Source organism: Bradyrhizobium sp. CB82, from assembly GCF_029714405.1.
GTDB lineage: Bacteria > Pseudomonadota > Alphaproteobacteria > Rhizobiales > Xanthobacteraceae > Bradyrhizobium.
In genome coordinates this window covers 2,305,699-2,323,355 of the sequence record NZ_CP121650.1, presented here as the reverse complement: position 1 = coordinate 2,323,355, position 17,657 = coordinate 2,305,699, and the positions used below count along the sequence as shown (strand labels likewise).

Sequence of the window (17,657 nt, the reverse complement as noted above, 5' to 3'; positions counted from 1 at the left end):
ATAGTCAGGCTCAACTCCGTGACCGCTGACGTCGTTCCGTGAGGGAACTAATGACACACAAGAGGCTTTCTATATAGGTATCAAGCGTCGGTTCCCGACAAGGGACACGAGACGATACTTTCTTGTCAATGGCATCACCGTGAACAAGACAATTCAAACTGTCGAGAGTGTCGCAACCGGCGGCGCCTTCCTTATTGAGGACGTCTATCCGCTGGTCGATGGCGGCCGCTTCCCGGTCAAGCGCGTCGCGGGCGAGCGCGTCGATGTCTGGGCGGACATCTATCGCGGCGGCCATGACTCGGTCAGCGCCGCGCTGCTCTGGCGCCACGAGCAGGATCGGGAATGGCAGCGCACGCCAATGCTTCATCATGGCAATGACCGCTGGGTCGGCGCGTTCACCCCGCCAGAACCGGGCCAATATGTCTACGCGATCGAGGCCTGGACCGACGAATTCGCGACTTGGTGCCATGGGCTCAAGCTCCGGCAGCGGTGCGGAGCCGATGTCACGCTCGATGCGATCGAGGGCGCGGCCCTCCTGACCAAGGCCCATGGTGCAGACGACGACGCCGCGGCAATCATCCTGCGGCAATGCGAGGATTTCCTGCAGACCGGCGAGGTCACCCCGCTGATGGCGGAGGAGCTGAGGAATGCCATGGCCGACAGCCAGGCGCGGCCCGACCTCACCCGCTCGCCTCTCTTCCCGCTGCTCGCCGACCGCGAGGAGGCCCGCTTCAGCACTTGGTACCAGATGATGCCGCGCAGCCAGGGCAAGGTAGCGGGCCAGCATGGCACACTCAGGGATTGCATCGCGCGTGTCGGCGATATCGCCGCGATGGGTTTCGACGTGCTCTACTTCACGCCGATCCATCCGATCGGCCGCACCCGCCGCAAGGGCCGCAACAATTCGCCGGTGGCCGCCGCAGGCGATCCCGGCTGCCCCTATGCCATTGGTGCGGCCGGCGGCGGTCACGATGCACTGCATCCAGAGCTCGGTACCAACGAGGATTTCCGTGTGCTGGTTGCGACCTGCCTTGAATACGGCGTCGAACTCGCGCTCGATTTCGCGGTTCAGTGTTCGCCGGATCATCCCTGGCTGACGCAGCATCCGGAATGGTTCAAATGGCGGGCGGACGGCTCGATGCGGACAGTTGACTATCCTGACATCGTCGTTCCCGATTTCTCCTGCCTGACTCGAGGCGAATTGTGGAACGCCTTCCGCGATGTCATGCTGTTCTGGGTCGACCATGGTGTGACCATCTTCGCGATCGACAATCACGACACTGCGCCCCTGAGCTTTTGGGAGTGGTTGATCTGCGACATTCGCCGCCGGCACCCCGAGGTAATCCTGTTCTCCAAGACCTACACTCGTCCGAAGCCGATGAAGGGCCTCGCCAAGCTCGGCTTCGCTCAGTCTTTCAGCTATTTTCCGTGGCGAACCCAAAAATGGGAGTTGGAGCAATATTTGACTGAAATGACCGGCTATCCCGAACGCGATTTCTATCGCCCCAACCTGTTCGTCAACACACCTGACGTCTTGCCGTATCACCTCCAGAGCGGCGAGCCCTGGATGTTCAAGTCGCGCATCGCGCTGGCAGCCATGTTGTCGGGCAGTTACGGCATTTATAGCGGCTTCGAGCTGCTCGAGCATCAGGCCGTTCCGGGGCTCGAGGAATATCTCGACTCCGAAAAATACGAGATCAGGGTTCGCGACTGGGACCGGCCCGGCAACATCAAACCCTACATCGCCGGACTCAATCGCATCCGCCGCGACAACAAGGCGTTGCAACAGACGTCGAATTTGCGCTTTCTCGGCATCGACGATGGCGACGTGATCGCGTTCGTCAAGGAGTCGATTGACCGGACCAACACCGTCCTCGTCGCCATCGCACTGTCGCCCGACGTGCGGGAGATTTGGCTCCGGCTTGACGACGTCACGGTCGACCTCAACGGGGAACGTCGCTACGTCGCACGCGTTGAGAACCTTCTTACCGGCGAGCAGTCCGCAATCGAATGGGGCGGAATCCGGCTGCGCATCGATCCCTATCGCGATCCGGCGCTCTTGTTCCGTTGCCTGGCGTGAGGATCTACGGCATGAACGTTCTTTCCTCCGTTGACGAGAAGAAGATCGAAGCTGCCGAGGTCGTGGACGAGCTCTGGTACAAGGACGCGATCATCTACCAGCTCCACGTCAAGGCGTTTGCCGACAGCAATCACGACGGCATCGGCGACTTCGCCGGGCTGACCGAAAGACTGCCTTACTTGCAGGATCTCGGCGTCACCACGCTGTGGCTGTTGCCGTTCTATCCCTCGCCCGGCCGCGATGACGGCTACGACATCGCCGATTACGGCTCGGTCAATCCCGATTTTGGGACGATGAAGGATTTCAAGCGCTTCATCCAGGAGGCGCAACGGCGCGGCCTGCGGGTAATAACCGAGCTCGTCGTGAATCACACTTCCGACCAGCACAGATGGTTCAAGCGCGCGCGACGGAGCCCGGCGGGCTCGAGCGCCCGCAACTGGTATGTCTGGAGCGACACGGACCAGAAATATCAGGGCACGCGGATCATCTTCACGGACACGGAGAAGTCGAACTGGACCTGGGATCCGGAGGCCGGCGCGTTCTACTGGCACCGATTCTTCTCGCACCAGCCTGATCTCAATTTCGACAATCCACGGGTGGTCAGCGCCATCATCCAGGTGATGAAGCGCTGGCTCGACGCCGGTGTCGACGGATTCCGGTTAGACGCGATCCCTTATCTCTGCGAGCGCGAGGGCACCTCGAACGAGAACCTTCCCGAAACGCATGCCATCATCAAGCGGCTGCGCCAGGAGCTCGATGCCTACTCCAAGGGTAAGCTGCTGCTGGCCGAGGCCAATCAATGGCCGGAGGACGTGCAGGAATATTTCGGCCGCGGCGACGAATGCCATATGGCCTATCATTTCCCGCTGATGCCGCGCATCTACATGGCGATCGCGCAGGAGGACCGCTTTCCGATCACCGATATCCTGCGCCAGACGCCGGACATTCCATCGAGCTGTCAATGGGCGCTGTTCCTGCGCAACCATGACGAACTGACGCTGGAGATGGTCACCGACGTCGAGCGTGACTATCTCTGGTCGACCTATGCCAACGATCCGCGGGCCCGCATCAATCTCGGCATCCGCCGGCGGCTTGCGCCATTGATGGACAACGACCGGCGCAAGATCGAGCTGATGAACTCGCTCCTGCTGTCGTTCCCGGGCACGCCGATCATCTACTACGGCGACGAGATCGGCATGGGCGACAACATCTATCTCGGCGACCGCAATGGCGTGCGCACGCCGATGCAGTGGAGCCCGGACCGCAATGGCGGATTCTCGCGCTGCGACCCGGCCCGCCTCTACGCGCCGCTGATCATGGACCCCGTCTATGGCTATGAGGCGGTCAATGTGGAGGCACAGTCGCGCAGCCTGTCCTCGCTGCTCAGCGCCACCAAGCGCCTGATCTCGGTGCGCAAGTCGACGCTCGCCTTCGGCCGCGGCAGCATGACCTTCATCCGCCCGGCCAATCGTTCCGTGCTGGCCTATGTCCGGCAATATGGCGACGAGGTCATCCTGTGCATCGCCAATCTCTCGCGCGCAGCACAGGCGACCGAGCTCGACTTGTCGCCGTGGAAGGACCGGGTTCCGCAGGAAATGCTCGGCCGCACGCGCTTTCCTGCGATCGGCGAGCTGCCTTACATGATCACGCTCGGGCCCTATGGCTACTACTGGTTCCAGCTCCGCGAGCGCGACAAGTCCGAGCCGGTGACGCCACGCGCCGTGCCCGAGTTCGAGACGCTGGTGGTGCCGGTCAACTCGACCTGGGTTTCGCTTGCGCGCGAGCGCGGCGTCTTCGAGCGCGAGGTGCTGCCGGGATTTTTGTCGCGGACCCGCTGGTATCCGGAGCGCAGTCCCAAGCAGATCCGGCCAACCCTGACTTCGGCTGTCCCGTTCTGCGACATCGGAGACAACCGGCCCTGGCTGGCGTTCTTCGAGGCGACGCAGCGCGGCGTCACGTCGCGCTATGTGCTGCCGATGCAGATCGAATGGGTTCGCTTCGACCGTGAACGCTTCAACCCGAGGGCACTGGCCGCGGTGCGCCAGGGCGCGCGCGAAGGAACGCTGCTCGACGTCGCGACCGATCAGATCTTCATAGGACTGTTCCTGCGCAATCTCAGCCAGTCCCTGATCGTCGAGGAGAACAATCTGCGGCTGGACTTCAAGCCGACCAGCCGCTTCGGTGCGGACACCGTCAAGCAGCCGGAGCAGATCCGCGCCATCGAGCAGGCCAACAGCACCGCGCTGGTCGACAATCAATATGTCACCAAGATCTATCGCCGGCTCGAAACCGGCACCAACCCGGAGATCGAGCTCGGTTACTACCTCACCGAGGTCGCCCAGTTCGCGAATGCGCCCGCGCTGCTTGGCAGCGCCGAGCTGGTGGAGGAAGGCCAGCGGAGCGCCGTCGGCGTCGTGCATGCCTATGTCGAGAACCAGGGCGACGGCTGGGCGGTGACGTCGGGCTATCTCAATCGCTACATCGATGAGCAGCGCCTGCTCGCCGCGAGCGAAGCCCCGCGCGAGAACAAGGACCAGGTGCCCTATCTGCATTACCTCGCCCAGACGGGCCGACGCCTGGCGGAGCTGCATATCGCGCTCGCCCGGGCCGAGGGCGCCGATCTCGCGCCCGAGCCGGTCGCCTCCACGCACGTCGCCCAATGGACCACGGATCTCCTGCGGCGCGCCGAACGTACCTTTGAAACGCTGGCCCAAAGCCGCAACGGCTTGCGGGAGGCCGATCGCCCGCTGGTCGACCAGCTCCTGGACCGGCGTCCGGCCCTTTCAAGCCTGCTCACGAGGCTATTGCCATCCGACGTCGGCGGGTTGAACATCCGTCATCATGGCGACTTCCGCCTCGGGCAGATTCTGATCGTGAAGGACGACATCTTCATCATCGACTTCGATGGCAATCCCCATCTCCCCCTGGCCGAGCGGCGGCGCAAGGCACCCGCTGCGCGCGACGTCGCGAGCCTCGTATGCTCGATCGACCTTGCCGTGACCGCGGCGCTCGACCGCGCGCTCAAGGGCGCGCCGGACGAGCGGGGACGGCTTGCGACCGCGCTCGGCGAATGGCGCGAGCGCGCCACGGCAACGTTCCTCACCGCCTATCGCGAGGCCATGACAGACCGGCGCCTGCAGACAAATGATCCGCATTCGGCGGACGGCCTGTTAACATTCTTCCTGCTTGATAAAGCATTCGATGAGGTGGAGTACGAACTGTCCCACCGGCCGGAGGCGCTCAATGCACCACTGACCGGGCTGCTTCGCATTCTGTCCAATGCGGAGAGCGAAGCACATGCCTAAATTGTCTGCCGAGGCCTATGCGATCATCGAGGGCCGCCACTCCGATCCCTTCCATTATCTCGGGCTCCATCCCGAAGGCGACAAGAGCGTGGTGCGCGCTTTCCTGCCCGAGGCCTCCAATGTCGAGGCGGTCGGCGAGCATGGCGAGGTGGCGAAACTCGACCGCATCCACGAGTCCGGCCTATTCGCGGGCGCGTTGCCCAATGGCGCCAAGCGCTACCAGCTGCGCGCGACGTTCGGCGGCAATGTCGTCGAGCTCGAAGATCCCTATCGCTTTCCGCCGATCCTGACCGATTTCGATCTCTACCTGCTCGGCGAAGGCACGCATCAGCGGCTCTATGACAAGCTCGGCGCGCATCCCATGACGCTCGACGGCGTCGATGGCGTCGGCTTCGTCGTGCTGGCGCCAAACGCGCGGCGGGTCAGCGTGGTCGGCGACTTCAATTTCTGGGACGCTCGGCGCCACCCGATGCGCGTGCGCGGCGTCGGCTATTGGGAGCTGTTCATCCCGCATGCAAAGGCGGGCGATCACTACAAGTTCGATATGGTCGGACCACACGGCCACAATCTGCCGCTGAAGTCCGATCCGCTGGCGTTTGCCGCCGAGCTGCGGCCGAAGACGGCGTCGATCGTGTTTGACGAAGCGCACCTGCCGCGCCCACGGCCGGCGCCGGACGGCATCAACGCGCTCTCGGCACCGATGTCGATATACGAGGTGCATCTCGGCTCCTGGCGGCGCAAGGGCGACAACGAATGGCTGACCTACCGCGAGCTCGCCGAGCAGCTTCCGGCCTATGCGCGGGACATGGGCTTCACCCATCTCGAATTCCTGCCCGTCAGTGAGCATCCCTTTGACGGGTCCTGGGGCTACCAGCCGACCGGCCTCTATGCGCCGACCAGCCGGTTCGGCCCGCCGGAGGATTTCGCCGCGCTGGTCGATGCCTGCCATCGCGAAGGCATCGGCGTGCTGCTCGACTGGGTGCCCGGACATTTCCCCGACGATCCGCACGGCCTCGGCCATTTCGACGGCACCGCGCTCTACGAGCATGCCAACCCCTTACAGGGTCGCCACCTCGATTGGGGCACGCTGATCTACAACTACGGTCGCACCGAAGTCACGAACTTCCTGGTATCGAACGCGCTGTTCTGGCTGGAGCGCTACGCCATCGACGGCCTGCGCGTCGATGCGGTCGCGTCCATGCTTTATCTCGATTACAGCCGCCCTGCGGGCGCGTGGATCCCGAACCAGTATGGCGGGCGGGAGAACATCGAGGCGATCGCGTTCCTGCGGCGCTTCAATACGGAAGTGTTCGCACGCTTTCCGCAAGCCACGACCGCCGCGGAGGAGTCCACCGCCTGGCCGCAGGTTTCCCGGCCCGTCGAATATGGCGGCCTCGGCTTCGGCTACAAGTGGAACATGGGCTGGATGCACGACACGCTGAACTACATCAGCAAGGATCCGATCTACCGCAAGCACCACCACGGCGAGATCCTGTTCGGCCTGCACTACGCCTTCTCGGAAAACTTCATCCTGCCGCTGTCTCACGACGAGGTCGTGCACGGCAAGCGATCGATCCTCGGCCGCATGCCCGGCGACGAATGGCAGCGCTTTGCGAACTTACGTGCCTATTACAGCTTCATGTTCGGCCATCCCGGCAAGAAGCTGTTGTTCATGGGCGGCGAGTTCGCGCAGGGGAGGGAATGGAATCACGACCAGTCGCTCGACTGGCATCTGCTCGAATACAAAAACCATTCCGGCATCCAGTCGCTGATCCGCGACCTCAACCGACTTTATCGCGCCGTACCTGCACTGCATCAGATGGATTGCGATCAGGCCGGCTTCGAATGGCTGATCACTGATGACGCCAACCGCAATGTGTTCGCCTGGCTCCGCAAAGGATTCGACGCCCGCGCGCGCTGTCTCGTGATCGTGAACTTCTCGCCGAACGTCTATCGCAACTATCGCGTCCGGGTGCCATTCGCCGGCAAGTGGCACGAGGTCCTCAATTCCGACTCCGCTCACTATGGCGGCAGCAATGTCGGGAACGTCGGAGAGGTGCAGGCGGTCGACGGCAAGACGCCGGAGCTGCGCCTGACCATTCCGCCGCTGGCAGCGATCTTCCTCGTTCCGGAAAGCTGAATCATGCGACTGACCGCCGGAACGCCCGCACGCCTCGGTGCAAGCTGGGACGGACGCGGCACCAACTTCGCGCTGTTTTCCGCCAACGCGCAGAAGGTTGAGTTGTGCCTGTTCGACAGCCAGGGCCGGCGCGAGCTCGAGCGCATCGAATTGCCCGAGCGCACCGAGGATGTCTGGCACGGCTATCTGAACGACGTCTCGCCGGGCCAACTCTACGGCTACCGCGTGCACGGCCCCTACGAGCCCGAGCATGGCCATCGCTTCAATCCCAACAAGCTGCTGCTCGACCCCTATGCCAAGCGGCTCGCCGGGCGGCTGGTGTGGAGCGACGCGCATTTCGCCTATCGCACTGGCAGCCCGCGTGAGGATTTGTCGTTCGATCGGCGCGACAATGCACGCGGCATGATCAAGGCCGTGGTCGTCGACGAGACCTTCAACTGGGGCCGGCGCGAAATCCGCCCGAACATCCCGTGGGACGAGACGATCATCTACGAGGCCCACGTCAAGGGGCTGACGCAGAGGCGCGATGACGTGCCGCCGAACCTGCGCGGTACGTTTGGCGGACTGTCCTCGCCCGCCATGATCGAGCATTTGAAGCGGTTAGGTGTGACCACCGTCGAATTGCTGCCGATTCACGGCTTCATCGACGACCGGGTGCTGGTGGAGAAGAAGCTCGTCAATTACTGGGGCTACAACACCCTCGCTTTCTTTGCGCCTGAGCCGCGCTACGCCCAGGACAATCCGCTGGATTCCTTCCGGACCACCGTGGCGCGCCTGCATGACGCCGGGATCGAGGTAATGCTCGACGTCGTCTACAACCACACCGCCGAAGGCAACCATCTCGGCCCGACGCTGTCCTTCCGAGGCATCGACAACGCGTCCTATTACTGGCTGAACCGCGAGAATCGACGCTACTACGACGACTTCACCGGCTGCGGCTCGTCGGTGAACCTCACCCATCCGCGCGTGCTCCAGATGGTGACGGATTCGCTGCGCTACTGGGTCGAGGTCTGCCATGTCGACGGCTTCCGCTTCGATCTCGCCACCACGCTGGCGCGCGGACCCAACGGGTTTGATCGCGGCAGCTCGTTCCTGACCGCGGTCCGCCAGGATCCGGTGCTCCAGGGCGTCAAGCTCGTCGCCGAACCCTGGGACCTCGGCCTTGGCGGCTACCAGGTCGGCGCCTTTCCCTCACAATGGTCGGAATGGAACGATCGCTACCGCAGCGCCCTGCGCCGCTACTGGAGCGGCGAAGGCAGTCTGATCGGCGATATCTCGAGCCGCATGACGGCGTCATCCGACCTGTTCCACCATGACGGCCGGAAGCTGCGCGCCAGCATCAACCACATCACCGTGCATGACGGTTTTACCCTCGCCGATCTCTTCAGCTACAACCAGAAGCACAATGAGGCCAACGGCGAGGACAATCGCGACGGCTCCAACGACAACCACAGCAACAATTGCGGCGTCGAGGGCCCGACCGACGACCCACAAATCCTGTCGCTGCGCCGCCAGCTCCGCAGAAACGTGCTCGCCTGCCTCATGCTCGCGCAAGGCACGCCGCTGCTGCTCGCGGGCGACGAGGTCGGCAACACCCAGTCCGGCAACAACAATGCCTATTGCCAGGACAATGAGGTGGGCTGGGTACTTTGGGACAATCTCGGCAGGAACGGCGAAGACATGGTCGAGTTCGTCGGCCAGCTCGCCGAAATCCGTCGCCGCTTCTCGCAGCTCCGCAGCCAGCGCTGGCTCGACGGCCGCCGCGCCGACGGCTCCTATGGCGTCCTGTGGCTGACACCGGCGGCCGAGGAGATGACGGAGAGCGACTGGAATTTCCCGGAAGGGAGATTCCTCGCCTATGTGCTCGGCCCGCTGGAACCCGGCGTGCCCGCGATCTTTATTGTCCTGAACGCGGCACCGGAAGAGATTGGATTCAAATTGCCCAAAATGGCCGAATACAAGAGCTGGCAGCAGATTCTGAATACGACCGATGCCAAGTTGAACACGGTCGATTTCCTGCCTGGCACCGACAGTAAGGCGCCGCCGCGCTCGGTGCTCGCCTTCGCGGGCGCGCTATGAGGCCATCCTTTGGCGCCAAGGCCAGCAAGGACGGCGTCTCGTTCCGCCTCTGGGCGCCCGGCGCGAGGCGGGTCGACCTCGTGCTCGATAAGCGCCATGCGATGCGGCGTCGCGAGGACGGCTGGTACGTGGCCGATATTGCCGGGCTGACGGCGGGCGCCCGCTACCAGTTCAGGATCGACGACGAGCTCGATGTACCGGATCCCGCCTCGGCTTTCCAGCCCGACGACGTGTTCGGGCCGAGCGAGGTGATCGACCACGACGGTTTCGAGTGGCGCGCCGGAGATTGGCGCGGCCGCCCGTGGCACGAGACGGTGCTGCTGGAAGCCCATGTCGGCACCTTCACACAGCAAGGAAGCTATCGTGCCATGATCGACAGGCTCGATCATCTCGTTGCGACCGGCATCACTGCGCTGGAATTGATGCCGCTGGCGGACTTCGCCGGCAAGTGCGGCTGGGGCTATGACGGTGTGCTGTGGTATGCGCCCGACAGCGCCTATGGCCGGCCCGAAGACTTGAAGACGCTGATCGACGAAGCGCACTTGCGCGGCCTCATGGTCTTTCTCGATGTCGTCTACAACCACTTCGGCCCCGAGGGAAACTATCTCGGGCGTTACGCGCCGAACTTCTTCACCGATGCGCATACGCCATGGGGCAGCACGATCGATTATCGCGTACCGCAGGTCCGCGCCTTCGCGGTCGAGAATGCACTTTGCTGGCTCGGTGACTACCGCTTCGATGGCCTGAGGCTGGACGCCGCCAATCACATCATGGCGTTCCCGGGCGAGCAGTCGGTACTGCACGATCTCAGCGTCGCCGCTGGCCAACTCGCGCAGGCCACCGGGCGGCACATCCATCTCGTGCTGGAGAATGGCGACAATCGCGCGAGCCTGCTCGATCCCACCGAGGAGCCGCCGAACGGAAAATATCGGGGACAGTGGAACGACGACTATCATCACGTCTGGCACGTGATGCTGACGCGCGAGTCCTCCGGCTATTATGGCGACTATCAGCGCTCGCCGCGCGGCGATCTCGCGCGTGCGCTGGCGTCGGGCTTCGTCTATCAGGGCGAAGTCTCCGCGTTCTGGGGCAACAAGCCGCGGGGCGAGCCGAGCCGGCAGCTTCCGCCGGACACCTTCGTCAATTTCCTGCAAAACCACGATCAGATCGGCAACCGGCCGTTCGGCGATCGGCTGGAGAGCATTGCGAGCCCCAGCGCGGTCGAGGCGGCGCTCGCCGTTACCCTGCTCGCGCCGATGGTGCCGATGCTGTTCATGGGCGAGGAGTGGGGCTCGAAGAAGCCCTTCCCGTTCTTCTGCGATTTCCACGGCGATCTCGCCAATGCCGTCCGCAAGGGACGGCGCCAGGAATATGCCTGGGCCTATGCAAAGTATGGCGACGAGGTGCCCGACCCGCTCGATCCGGCAACTCCGCAATCCGCCGTGCTCGATTGGGACTTGCGCAGCCCGGAGCACGACGCGCGGCTGACGCTGGTGCGCGAGCTCCTGCACATTCGCCGCACCGAAATCATGCCACGGCTTGCCGGCGCGGCCTTTGGCGAGGCCCAGGCTGAGGACAGCGGCCTCTTGACCGCGCATTGGCGCATGGGAGACGGCACGACGCTGCGCCTGACCGCCAACCTGTCCGATCGCGACGTCACCTCACCAAACTCGACTGGCACGCCGATCTGGGGCGGCGAACCCGGTGGCCGACTTGCGCCCTGGTCGGTGGTCTGGCGCCTTGCGAGGTGAGCATGCCTCCCGCCATCCCGCTCGCAACCTATCGCCTGCAATTCACCGCCGATTTCAACTTCGACGACGCCGCCCGGGTCGTACCCTATCTCGACGCGCTCGGCATCACGCATGTCTACGCCTCGCCGCTGATGAAGGCGCGCAAGGGCTCGACCCATGGCTACGACATCGTCGACCACAGCCAGTTCAATCCCGAACTCGGCGGCGAAGCCGGCTTCGTCCGCTTCAGCGATACGCTGAAGCGACATGATCTCGGCCTGATCGTCGACTTCGTTCCAAACCACGTCAGCGTCCACTTCGCCGACAATCCGTACTGGCTGGACGTGCTGGAATGGGGACAGGCCTCGCCGCACGCGGCCTCCTTTGACATCGACTGGGACCAGTTGCCGTATCGCGCCCGCGGCGGCGTGCTGCTACCGATCCTCGGCTCGGCCTATGGCGAAGCGCTGGAACGCGGCGAGATCGAGCTGCGCTTCGACGCGGGCGAAGGCAGCCTTTCGGCCTGGTACTTCGAGCACCGCCTGCCGATTGCGCCGGAGCGCTACGGCGAAGTCCTGCGGATGACCGTGAAGGAGGCGGATGCCACCGAGAGCGAGGCAGGAAAGCGTCTCCTGGCTGTCGCCGAACGCTACAAGGGGCTGCGCCATCCGAACCGCAAGGAAGCACCGGACTTCAAGGCCGAACTGAGTGCAATCGCCGGCGCTTCCGAAATCATGGAGCGAGGTCTTCGCGCCTATCGTTCGGCCAAGGACCGCCCGACACAAACGCTTGCCCTGCATCACCTGCTCGAGCGTCAGCACTACAAGCTCGGCCATTGGCGGCTCGCCTCCAGCGATATCAACTATCGCCGCTTCTTCGACGTCAATGGTCTTGCCGGCCTGCGCGTCGAGGACGCGAGCACCTTCGCGGCCACACACCGGCTGGTCAAGCAGTTGGTCGCAGACGGCAGGCTGCAGGGCATCCGGCTCGATCATATCGACGGCTTGCGCGATCCCGCGCAATATTGCCAGCGGCTGCGCCGGATCGTCCGCGACGCGCAGGGTACGGGAAAGCCGTTCTACACCGTGATCGAAAAGATCCTGTGCGAGCACGAGCGGCTGCCACGCTTCGCCGGCGTTCACGGCACCACAGGCTATGAGTGGATGAACGTCATCACTCATGTGCTGGCCGATGCCAAGGGCCTCGAAGCGCTTGACGAAACCTGGCGCCAGATCAGCAACCGCTCGCCGCGGCTTGCGCCTTATCTGATGGAAGCCAAGCGACGCGTGCTGGACACGCTTCTCACCAGCGAATTCACCGTGCTGTCGCGCCTGCTCGCCCGCATCGCCAATGGGCATTACTCGACCCGCGACTTTTCCGCCGACAGCCTGCGGCAGGCCCTCGAGCTCTACGTGCTGCATTTTCCGGTCTACCGCACCTACATCACGACGAGCGGACCAACCGCGCACGACCGCAAGCTGATCGAAAAGACCATAGAGCGCGCTCGTACGGAGTGGTTCGCGGCAGACGATGGTATTTTCGACTTCCTGCGCGATGCCCTGACCATGGACCTGCTCAAGCCGGATCGGCCGCCGCACAGCACCCCGCGCGTGCGCCGCTTCGCGCTGAAGGTGCAGCAGTTCACCGGGCCGATGATGGCGAAATCGCTGGAGGATACGACCTTCTATCGCTATCACCGCCTGCTCGCACTGAACGAAGTCGGCGGCGATCCCGCCGCAAAGGCTCTCGCGCCACCGACGTTTCACGAGGTTATGAAAACGCGCGCCAGGGAATGGCCACATGGCATGACGGCCACGGCCACGCATGACACCAAGCGCGGCGAGGACGCGCGGGCACGGCTTGCCGCGCTCAGCGAAATCCCGGGTGAATGGACGAGTGCCGTGGCACGCTGGAAGGTGCTGAACGTGCCGCACATCACGACGCATGGTGAGATGCGCGCGCCATCGGCGACGTTCGAATACATGCTCTACCAGACGCTGCTCGGCGCATGGATATTCGCGCCGCCTGACGCGAACTTCATCGACCGCATCCAGGCCTACGCGCTCAAAGCCGCCCGGGAGGGCAAAGAGGAGACGAGCTGGCTCAATCCGAACGAGGCCTACGAGCAGGGTTTGCGGAATTTCATCGCGAAACTCCTCGACCCCACCGTCTCCGCCGAATTCCTGGATGCGCTCCAGACCCTCGCCCGGCGCGTCGCCCTGCTCGGTGCGCTCAATTCGCTCAGCCAACTCACGCTGAAAGCAGCGCTGCCGGGCGTACCCGATTTCTATCAAGGCACCGAATTCTGGGATCTGTCGCTGGTCGATCCCGACAACCGACGTCCGGTTGATTTTGCCGCCCGAGGCGATGCGCTCGCCTCGCTCAAGAATCCGGATTGGGACAGCCTTGGCCGGCACTGGCAGGATGGCCGGCTCAAGCTCGCCTGGACACAGCGTCTCCTCGAATTGCGCGCCGAGCTTGCCGATGTCTTCACCCGCGGCGATTATCATCCGCTCGACGTGAGCGGGCCGCACGGCGACCACGTCATCGCCTTCGCGCGGCGCCACGGCCGCGATGCTGCCGTCATCCTGGTCGGACGATTGTTTGCTCCGTTCACGCAAGGCGGCCGCGAATGGCCGACCGCCCAGGCCTTCGACGCAAGCGTCAACGTGAAAGGATATGCGATCGCAGGGCAGGAAGGTAACGACCTGCGGCTCTCGCAGGCGTTCCGCACGTTTCCCGCAACGGTGCTCAAGGCGCGCGTTGCGAGCGCAGCAAGACTGGCGCGCCCCCGCGTCCAAGCCTGACGACAGGACCTACTTCCCGTCGCCTTTGGTCAGCAGCAACTGCCCGCGCTTGCGAATGGTGGCCTGCGCCAGCTCGGCGAAGCGGTGCAACAGCCAGGGCAGCACGACCTCGACGCGCACCTGATCCTCTCCGACATCGACCTGGCCGGCTGCGACCTGGCCGAGCGCGCGGATGCGGAAATTCATGCGGTCGCCCTCCCAGCGCTCTTCCTCGACCTGCATCACGGGAATGCTGGCGGCTGCGCGGCCAAGCCCGGACTTCAGACGACGCGCGGCCTCCGCGCGACCGAGCCGGTGCGGGATCGAAACGATGAGCGGTGCTGACATGGCCCTCCCCTCCTCCTCACTGATCCTCTTCACATAGTCAGGCTCGCCAAATTGCAAAAGGTTCCGCTTGCTAGCTGTCTTGTAGCGATCCGATTCAGGAACTTTCACTTCTGCGGCCAGTTGCTCCGAGGAACGTCAATCAATGCGCAACGTCCCTTGCAAAGGGCTGGAGGAAATTTGCATGTCCATCGGTACCATCATTCTGATCATTCTGATCATCGCACTGCTCGGCGGCTTCAGCGGGATCGGCGGCGGCCCTTTCTACGGCACTGGCTATTACGGCGGCGGCGGACTGGGGCTGATCATCGTCATCCTGCTGATATTGGTGCTGCTGGGACGGATCTAGCCCACACAGGGTGGGCAAAGGCGCAAAAGCGCCGTGCCCACGCTTCTGTCTCAATGTGCACAAAGGCGGTGGCACGCTTCGCTTGACCATCCTACGGCTTCCGCATCTGCGCTGCACGCAGCGCCTACTTCACCTTCCCCGCCAGCTTCTTGATCGCCGCCTTGATCGATGCGGCCGCGTCATCATAGCCATCCCACGCCTTTGACCGCGCCAAAAGGCCCGGCACGGTGCGCAGCGTGTATCGCCTCGGATCGAGATCGCTCTTCGCCTGGGCCCAGGTCAGCGGCATGGAGACGGTGGCGCCGTCGCGCGCGCGCGGTGACAGCGGAGCGACCGCGGTGGACATGCGGTCATTGCGCAGATAGTCGAGGAAGATCTTGCCCTCGCGCAGCTTCTTCGACATGTTGAGCAGATAGCGCTGCGGATCGTCGTCGGCCATCCAGCGGCATACACCTTGCGCAAAGGCCTTCGCCTCCTTCCAGTCGACCTTGTCACGCGCGCCGTGGAGCAGCGGGACCACGACATGCAGGCCCTTGCCGCCGGTGGTCTTGCAGAAGCTCCCCAGGCCGACATCGGACAGACGCTGCCGCATCTCCCTGGCCGCCTCGATCACATCCGTGAACGCAACGTCCGGCGCGGGGTCGAGGTCGAACACCAGCCGGCCGGGCGTCTCATAGGCGTAAGGCGCACAATTCCAGGGATGCAGCTCCACGCCGCCGATCTGCGCCACCGCCGCAAGCCCCTCAATGCGGTCGATCTGCAAATACGGCTTGCGATCGCCTGAGACCTTTGCGAGCTCCAGAAGATTCGACGTGCCCTGCATGGCATGACGCTGGAAGAAGCATTCGCCCTTGATGCCATCGGGCGCGCGGATGAGCGAGCACGGCCGGCCCTTCAGATGCGCGATCATCCATTCGCCGACCGCCTCGAAATAGCGCGCCAGATCGAGCTTGGTGGCGGGTTCGCCATCCCCGCCGTTCGGCCACAGCTCCTTGTCGGGCTTCGAGATGACGACGCCCATCACTTCGGCCGCGCCGGACTGTTTTGCTTTTGCCTTTGATGCGGCCTTCGTCTTGCCCTTCCGCGGCGAGGGCTCGGCAAGCTCGGTTTTTGCCGGTGTCTCGGCCTCGACTTCCTCGGCGGGCTTGTCCAGCCGCAGGCCCTTGAACGCAGCCTGGCGAATATTGCCGTCGCCGGTGAAGCCCGCGAACTCGATCTCGGCCACGAGCTCGGGTTTCAGCCAATGCACGTCGCGGGTCTTCTTCGGCGCGTTCTTACCGCCGAACGGGCTCTCCCTGGCCTCCGCCGCCTTCAACAGCGGCATGATGCGCTTGACCTTGTCGGCACCAAAGCCGGTGCCGACGATGCCGACAAAGGCGAGATCATCGCCGCGGTGCACGCCCGCCATCAGCGAGCGGAATTTGCCATTCGTGGTCTTGTAGCCGCCGATCACGACCTCGTGGCCGGCGCGGCATTTCGCTTTCGTCCAGCTTTCGGTGCGTCCCGAACGATAGGGCGCGTCGAGCTTCTTCGAGACCACACCTTCGAGCTCGAGCTTGCAGGCCGATTGCAGCACCGCATTGCCACCACTCTCGAAATGCTCGACATACCGGATCTGGCTCGACTTCTTCTTGCGCGCGCCGAGCAGCTTCTTAAGCCGCGTCTTGCGTTCCGCGAGCGGCAGCCGGCGCAAGTCGAGGCTTTCGGCAAACAGGAGATCGAAGGCGAAGAAGATGAGGTCATCGGACTTGCCGTTCGACAGCGCCGCCTGGAGCGCGGAGAAGCTCGGTGCACCATTGTGGTCGAGCGCGACGATCTCGCCGTCGATCAGCACGTCCGGTAGCGCGCCGGCTTCCTTGGCGATCGATGCGAACTTTTGGGTCCAGTCGAGGCCCTTGCGAGTCTTGAGCGTCGCTTCGCTGTCTTCGACGCGAAGCTGCACGCGGTAGCCGTCGAACTTGATCTCGTGGCACCAGCTCTCGCCCGCGGGTGGGCGCTGCACCGGCGTACAGAGCTGCGGCGCGACGAAGTCCGGCATCTCCGCCTTCTTCGCTGTCGCCGCCGTCACTTTGCCCTTCTTCAAAGCCGCGCGCGGCGCAGGCTTGATGGTGCGCACCTCCTTGTCCGCGCGGTTGGACTGCCAGACCGCGTCGGCCTTGCCCTTTGTCCCCTTCGCCAGCATGAACGGCTTTGGCGCGCGCCCCTTGCCCTCAGCAATCTGCTTCATCGCTCGGCCGGAGGCGACCGATTTGTCTTCCTCCAGGATGGTGTTATCCTCGCCCTCGCGGGCATATTCATCGCGATGCTTGATCAGCAACCAGTTGGTGCGCTTTTCGCCGCCGCGATTGCGCATGCGCACAAGCACCCAGCCACCGTGCAGCTTGCCGCCGTGCAGCGTGAACTTCAGGTCGCCCTTCTTGAAGCCGCGCTCCGGATCCTCCGACTCCCAGGTGCCGCGGTCCCACAGCATCACTGTGCCGCCGCCATATTGTCCTTCCGGAATGGTGCCTTCGAAATCGCCGTAGTCGAGCGGATGATCCTCGACCTCGACCGCGAGCCGCTTGTCACGCGGGTCGAGCGAAGGTCCCTTCGTCACCGCCCAGGACTTGAAGACGCCGTCGAACTCCAGCCGGAGATCGTAATGCAACCGGGTCGCGTCGTGCTTCTGGATCACGAAACGCCGCTGTTTCGATGGCGCAACAGCCGTCTCGCCAGACGGCTCCGGGGTGATCTCGAAATCCCGCTTTTTTCGATAGGTGGAGAGGTTTCGCAGCACGATCGGTCCCGCATTTTTGCAAGTGCATTCAAGCGTATCACAGCCAAAGTCCCACTCGGAACCAAAA

The 17,657-nt window shown here is 63.7% G+C and carries 9 protein-coding genes; 7 read left to right on the top strand and 2 right to left on the bottom strand.

Annotation, left to right across the window (positions count from 1 at the left end):
• Nucleotides 1-139: 139 nt before the first annotated feature.
• The 6 genes from QA640_RS11230 to treY are packed head-to-tail and all read left to right on the top strand — an operon-like array spanning nucleotide 140 to nucleotide 14,141.
• The gene (locus tag QA640_RS11230) at nucleotides 140-2,080 is read left to right on the top strand and encodes a maltotransferase domain-containing protein (RefSeq protein WP_283040705.1); all 1,941 of its coding nucleotides are present in this window, start codon (nucleotides 140-142) and stop codon (nucleotides 2,078-2,080) included.
• 11 nt (nucleotides 2,081-2,091) lie between these two features.
• Nucleotides 2,092-5,385, top strand: coding sequence for a maltose alpha-D-glucosyltransferase (gene treS, locus QA640_RS11225; protein WP_283040704.1), 3,294 nt, complete (start codon nucleotides 2,092-2,094; stop codon nucleotides 5,383-5,385).
• Nucleotides 5,378-7,525, top strand: a complete 2,148-nt coding sequence (glgB, locus tag QA640_RS11220) for a 1,4-alpha-glucan branching protein GlgB (protein ID WP_283040703.1) — start codon at nucleotides 5,378-5,380, stop codon at nucleotides 7,523-7,525. The genes treS and glgB overlap by 8 nt, the downstream gene beginning before the upstream one ends.
• Nucleotides 7,526-7,528: 3 nt before the next feature.
• Nucleotides 7,529-9,604, top strand: a complete 2,076-nt coding sequence (glgX, locus tag QA640_RS11215; RefSeq protein WP_283040702.1) for a glycogen debranching protein GlgX — start codon at nucleotides 7,529-7,531, stop codon at nucleotides 9,602-9,604.
• On the top strand, nucleotides 9,601-11,355 hold the full coding sequence (gene treZ, locus QA640_RS11210) for a malto-oligosyltrehalose trehalohydrolase (protein WP_283040701.1): 1,755 nt from the start codon (nucleotides 9,601-9,603) through the stop codon (nucleotides 11,353-11,355). Before glgX ends, treZ begins: the two co-directional genes overlap by 4 nt.
• Nucleotides 11,356-11,357: 2 nt before the next feature.
• Nucleotides 11,358-14,141 (top strand): malto-oligosyltrehalose synthase, encoded by a 2,784-nt coding sequence (gene treY / locus QA640_RS11205; protein ID WP_283040700.1) that lies wholly within the window; start codon nucleotides 11,358-11,360, stop codon nucleotides 14,139-14,141.
• Nucleotides 14,142-14,150: 9 nt separating this feature from the next.
• Here treY and QA640_RS11200 read toward each other — a convergent pair whose 3' ends face one another.
• Complete coding sequence (locus QA640_RS11200; RefSeq protein ID WP_283040699.1) at nucleotides 14,151-14,468, bottom strand: polyhydroxyalkanoic acid system family protein; 318 nt, start codon at nucleotides 14,466-14,468, stop codon at nucleotides 14,151-14,153.
• A 181-nt stretch (nucleotides 14,469-14,649) separates the two neighbouring features.
• Between QA640_RS11200 and QA640_RS11195 the strand changes: the two genes are divergently transcribed.
• Nucleotides 14,650-14,814 (top strand): DUF3309 family protein, encoded by a 165-nt coding sequence (locus QA640_RS11195; RefSeq protein ID WP_283040698.1) that lies wholly within the window; start codon nucleotides 14,650-14,652, stop codon nucleotides 14,812-14,814.
• Between the two features lie 124 nt (nucleotides 14,815-14,938).
• On the opposite strand, the gene ligD is transcribed toward QA640_RS11195, so the two are convergent.
• Nucleotides 14,939-17,590, bottom strand: coding sequence for a DNA ligase D (gene ligD, locus QA640_RS11190; RefSeq protein WP_283040697.1), 2,652 nt, complete (start codon nucleotides 17,588-17,590; stop codon nucleotides 14,939-14,941).
• Nucleotides 17,591-17,657 lie beyond the last annotated feature (67 nt).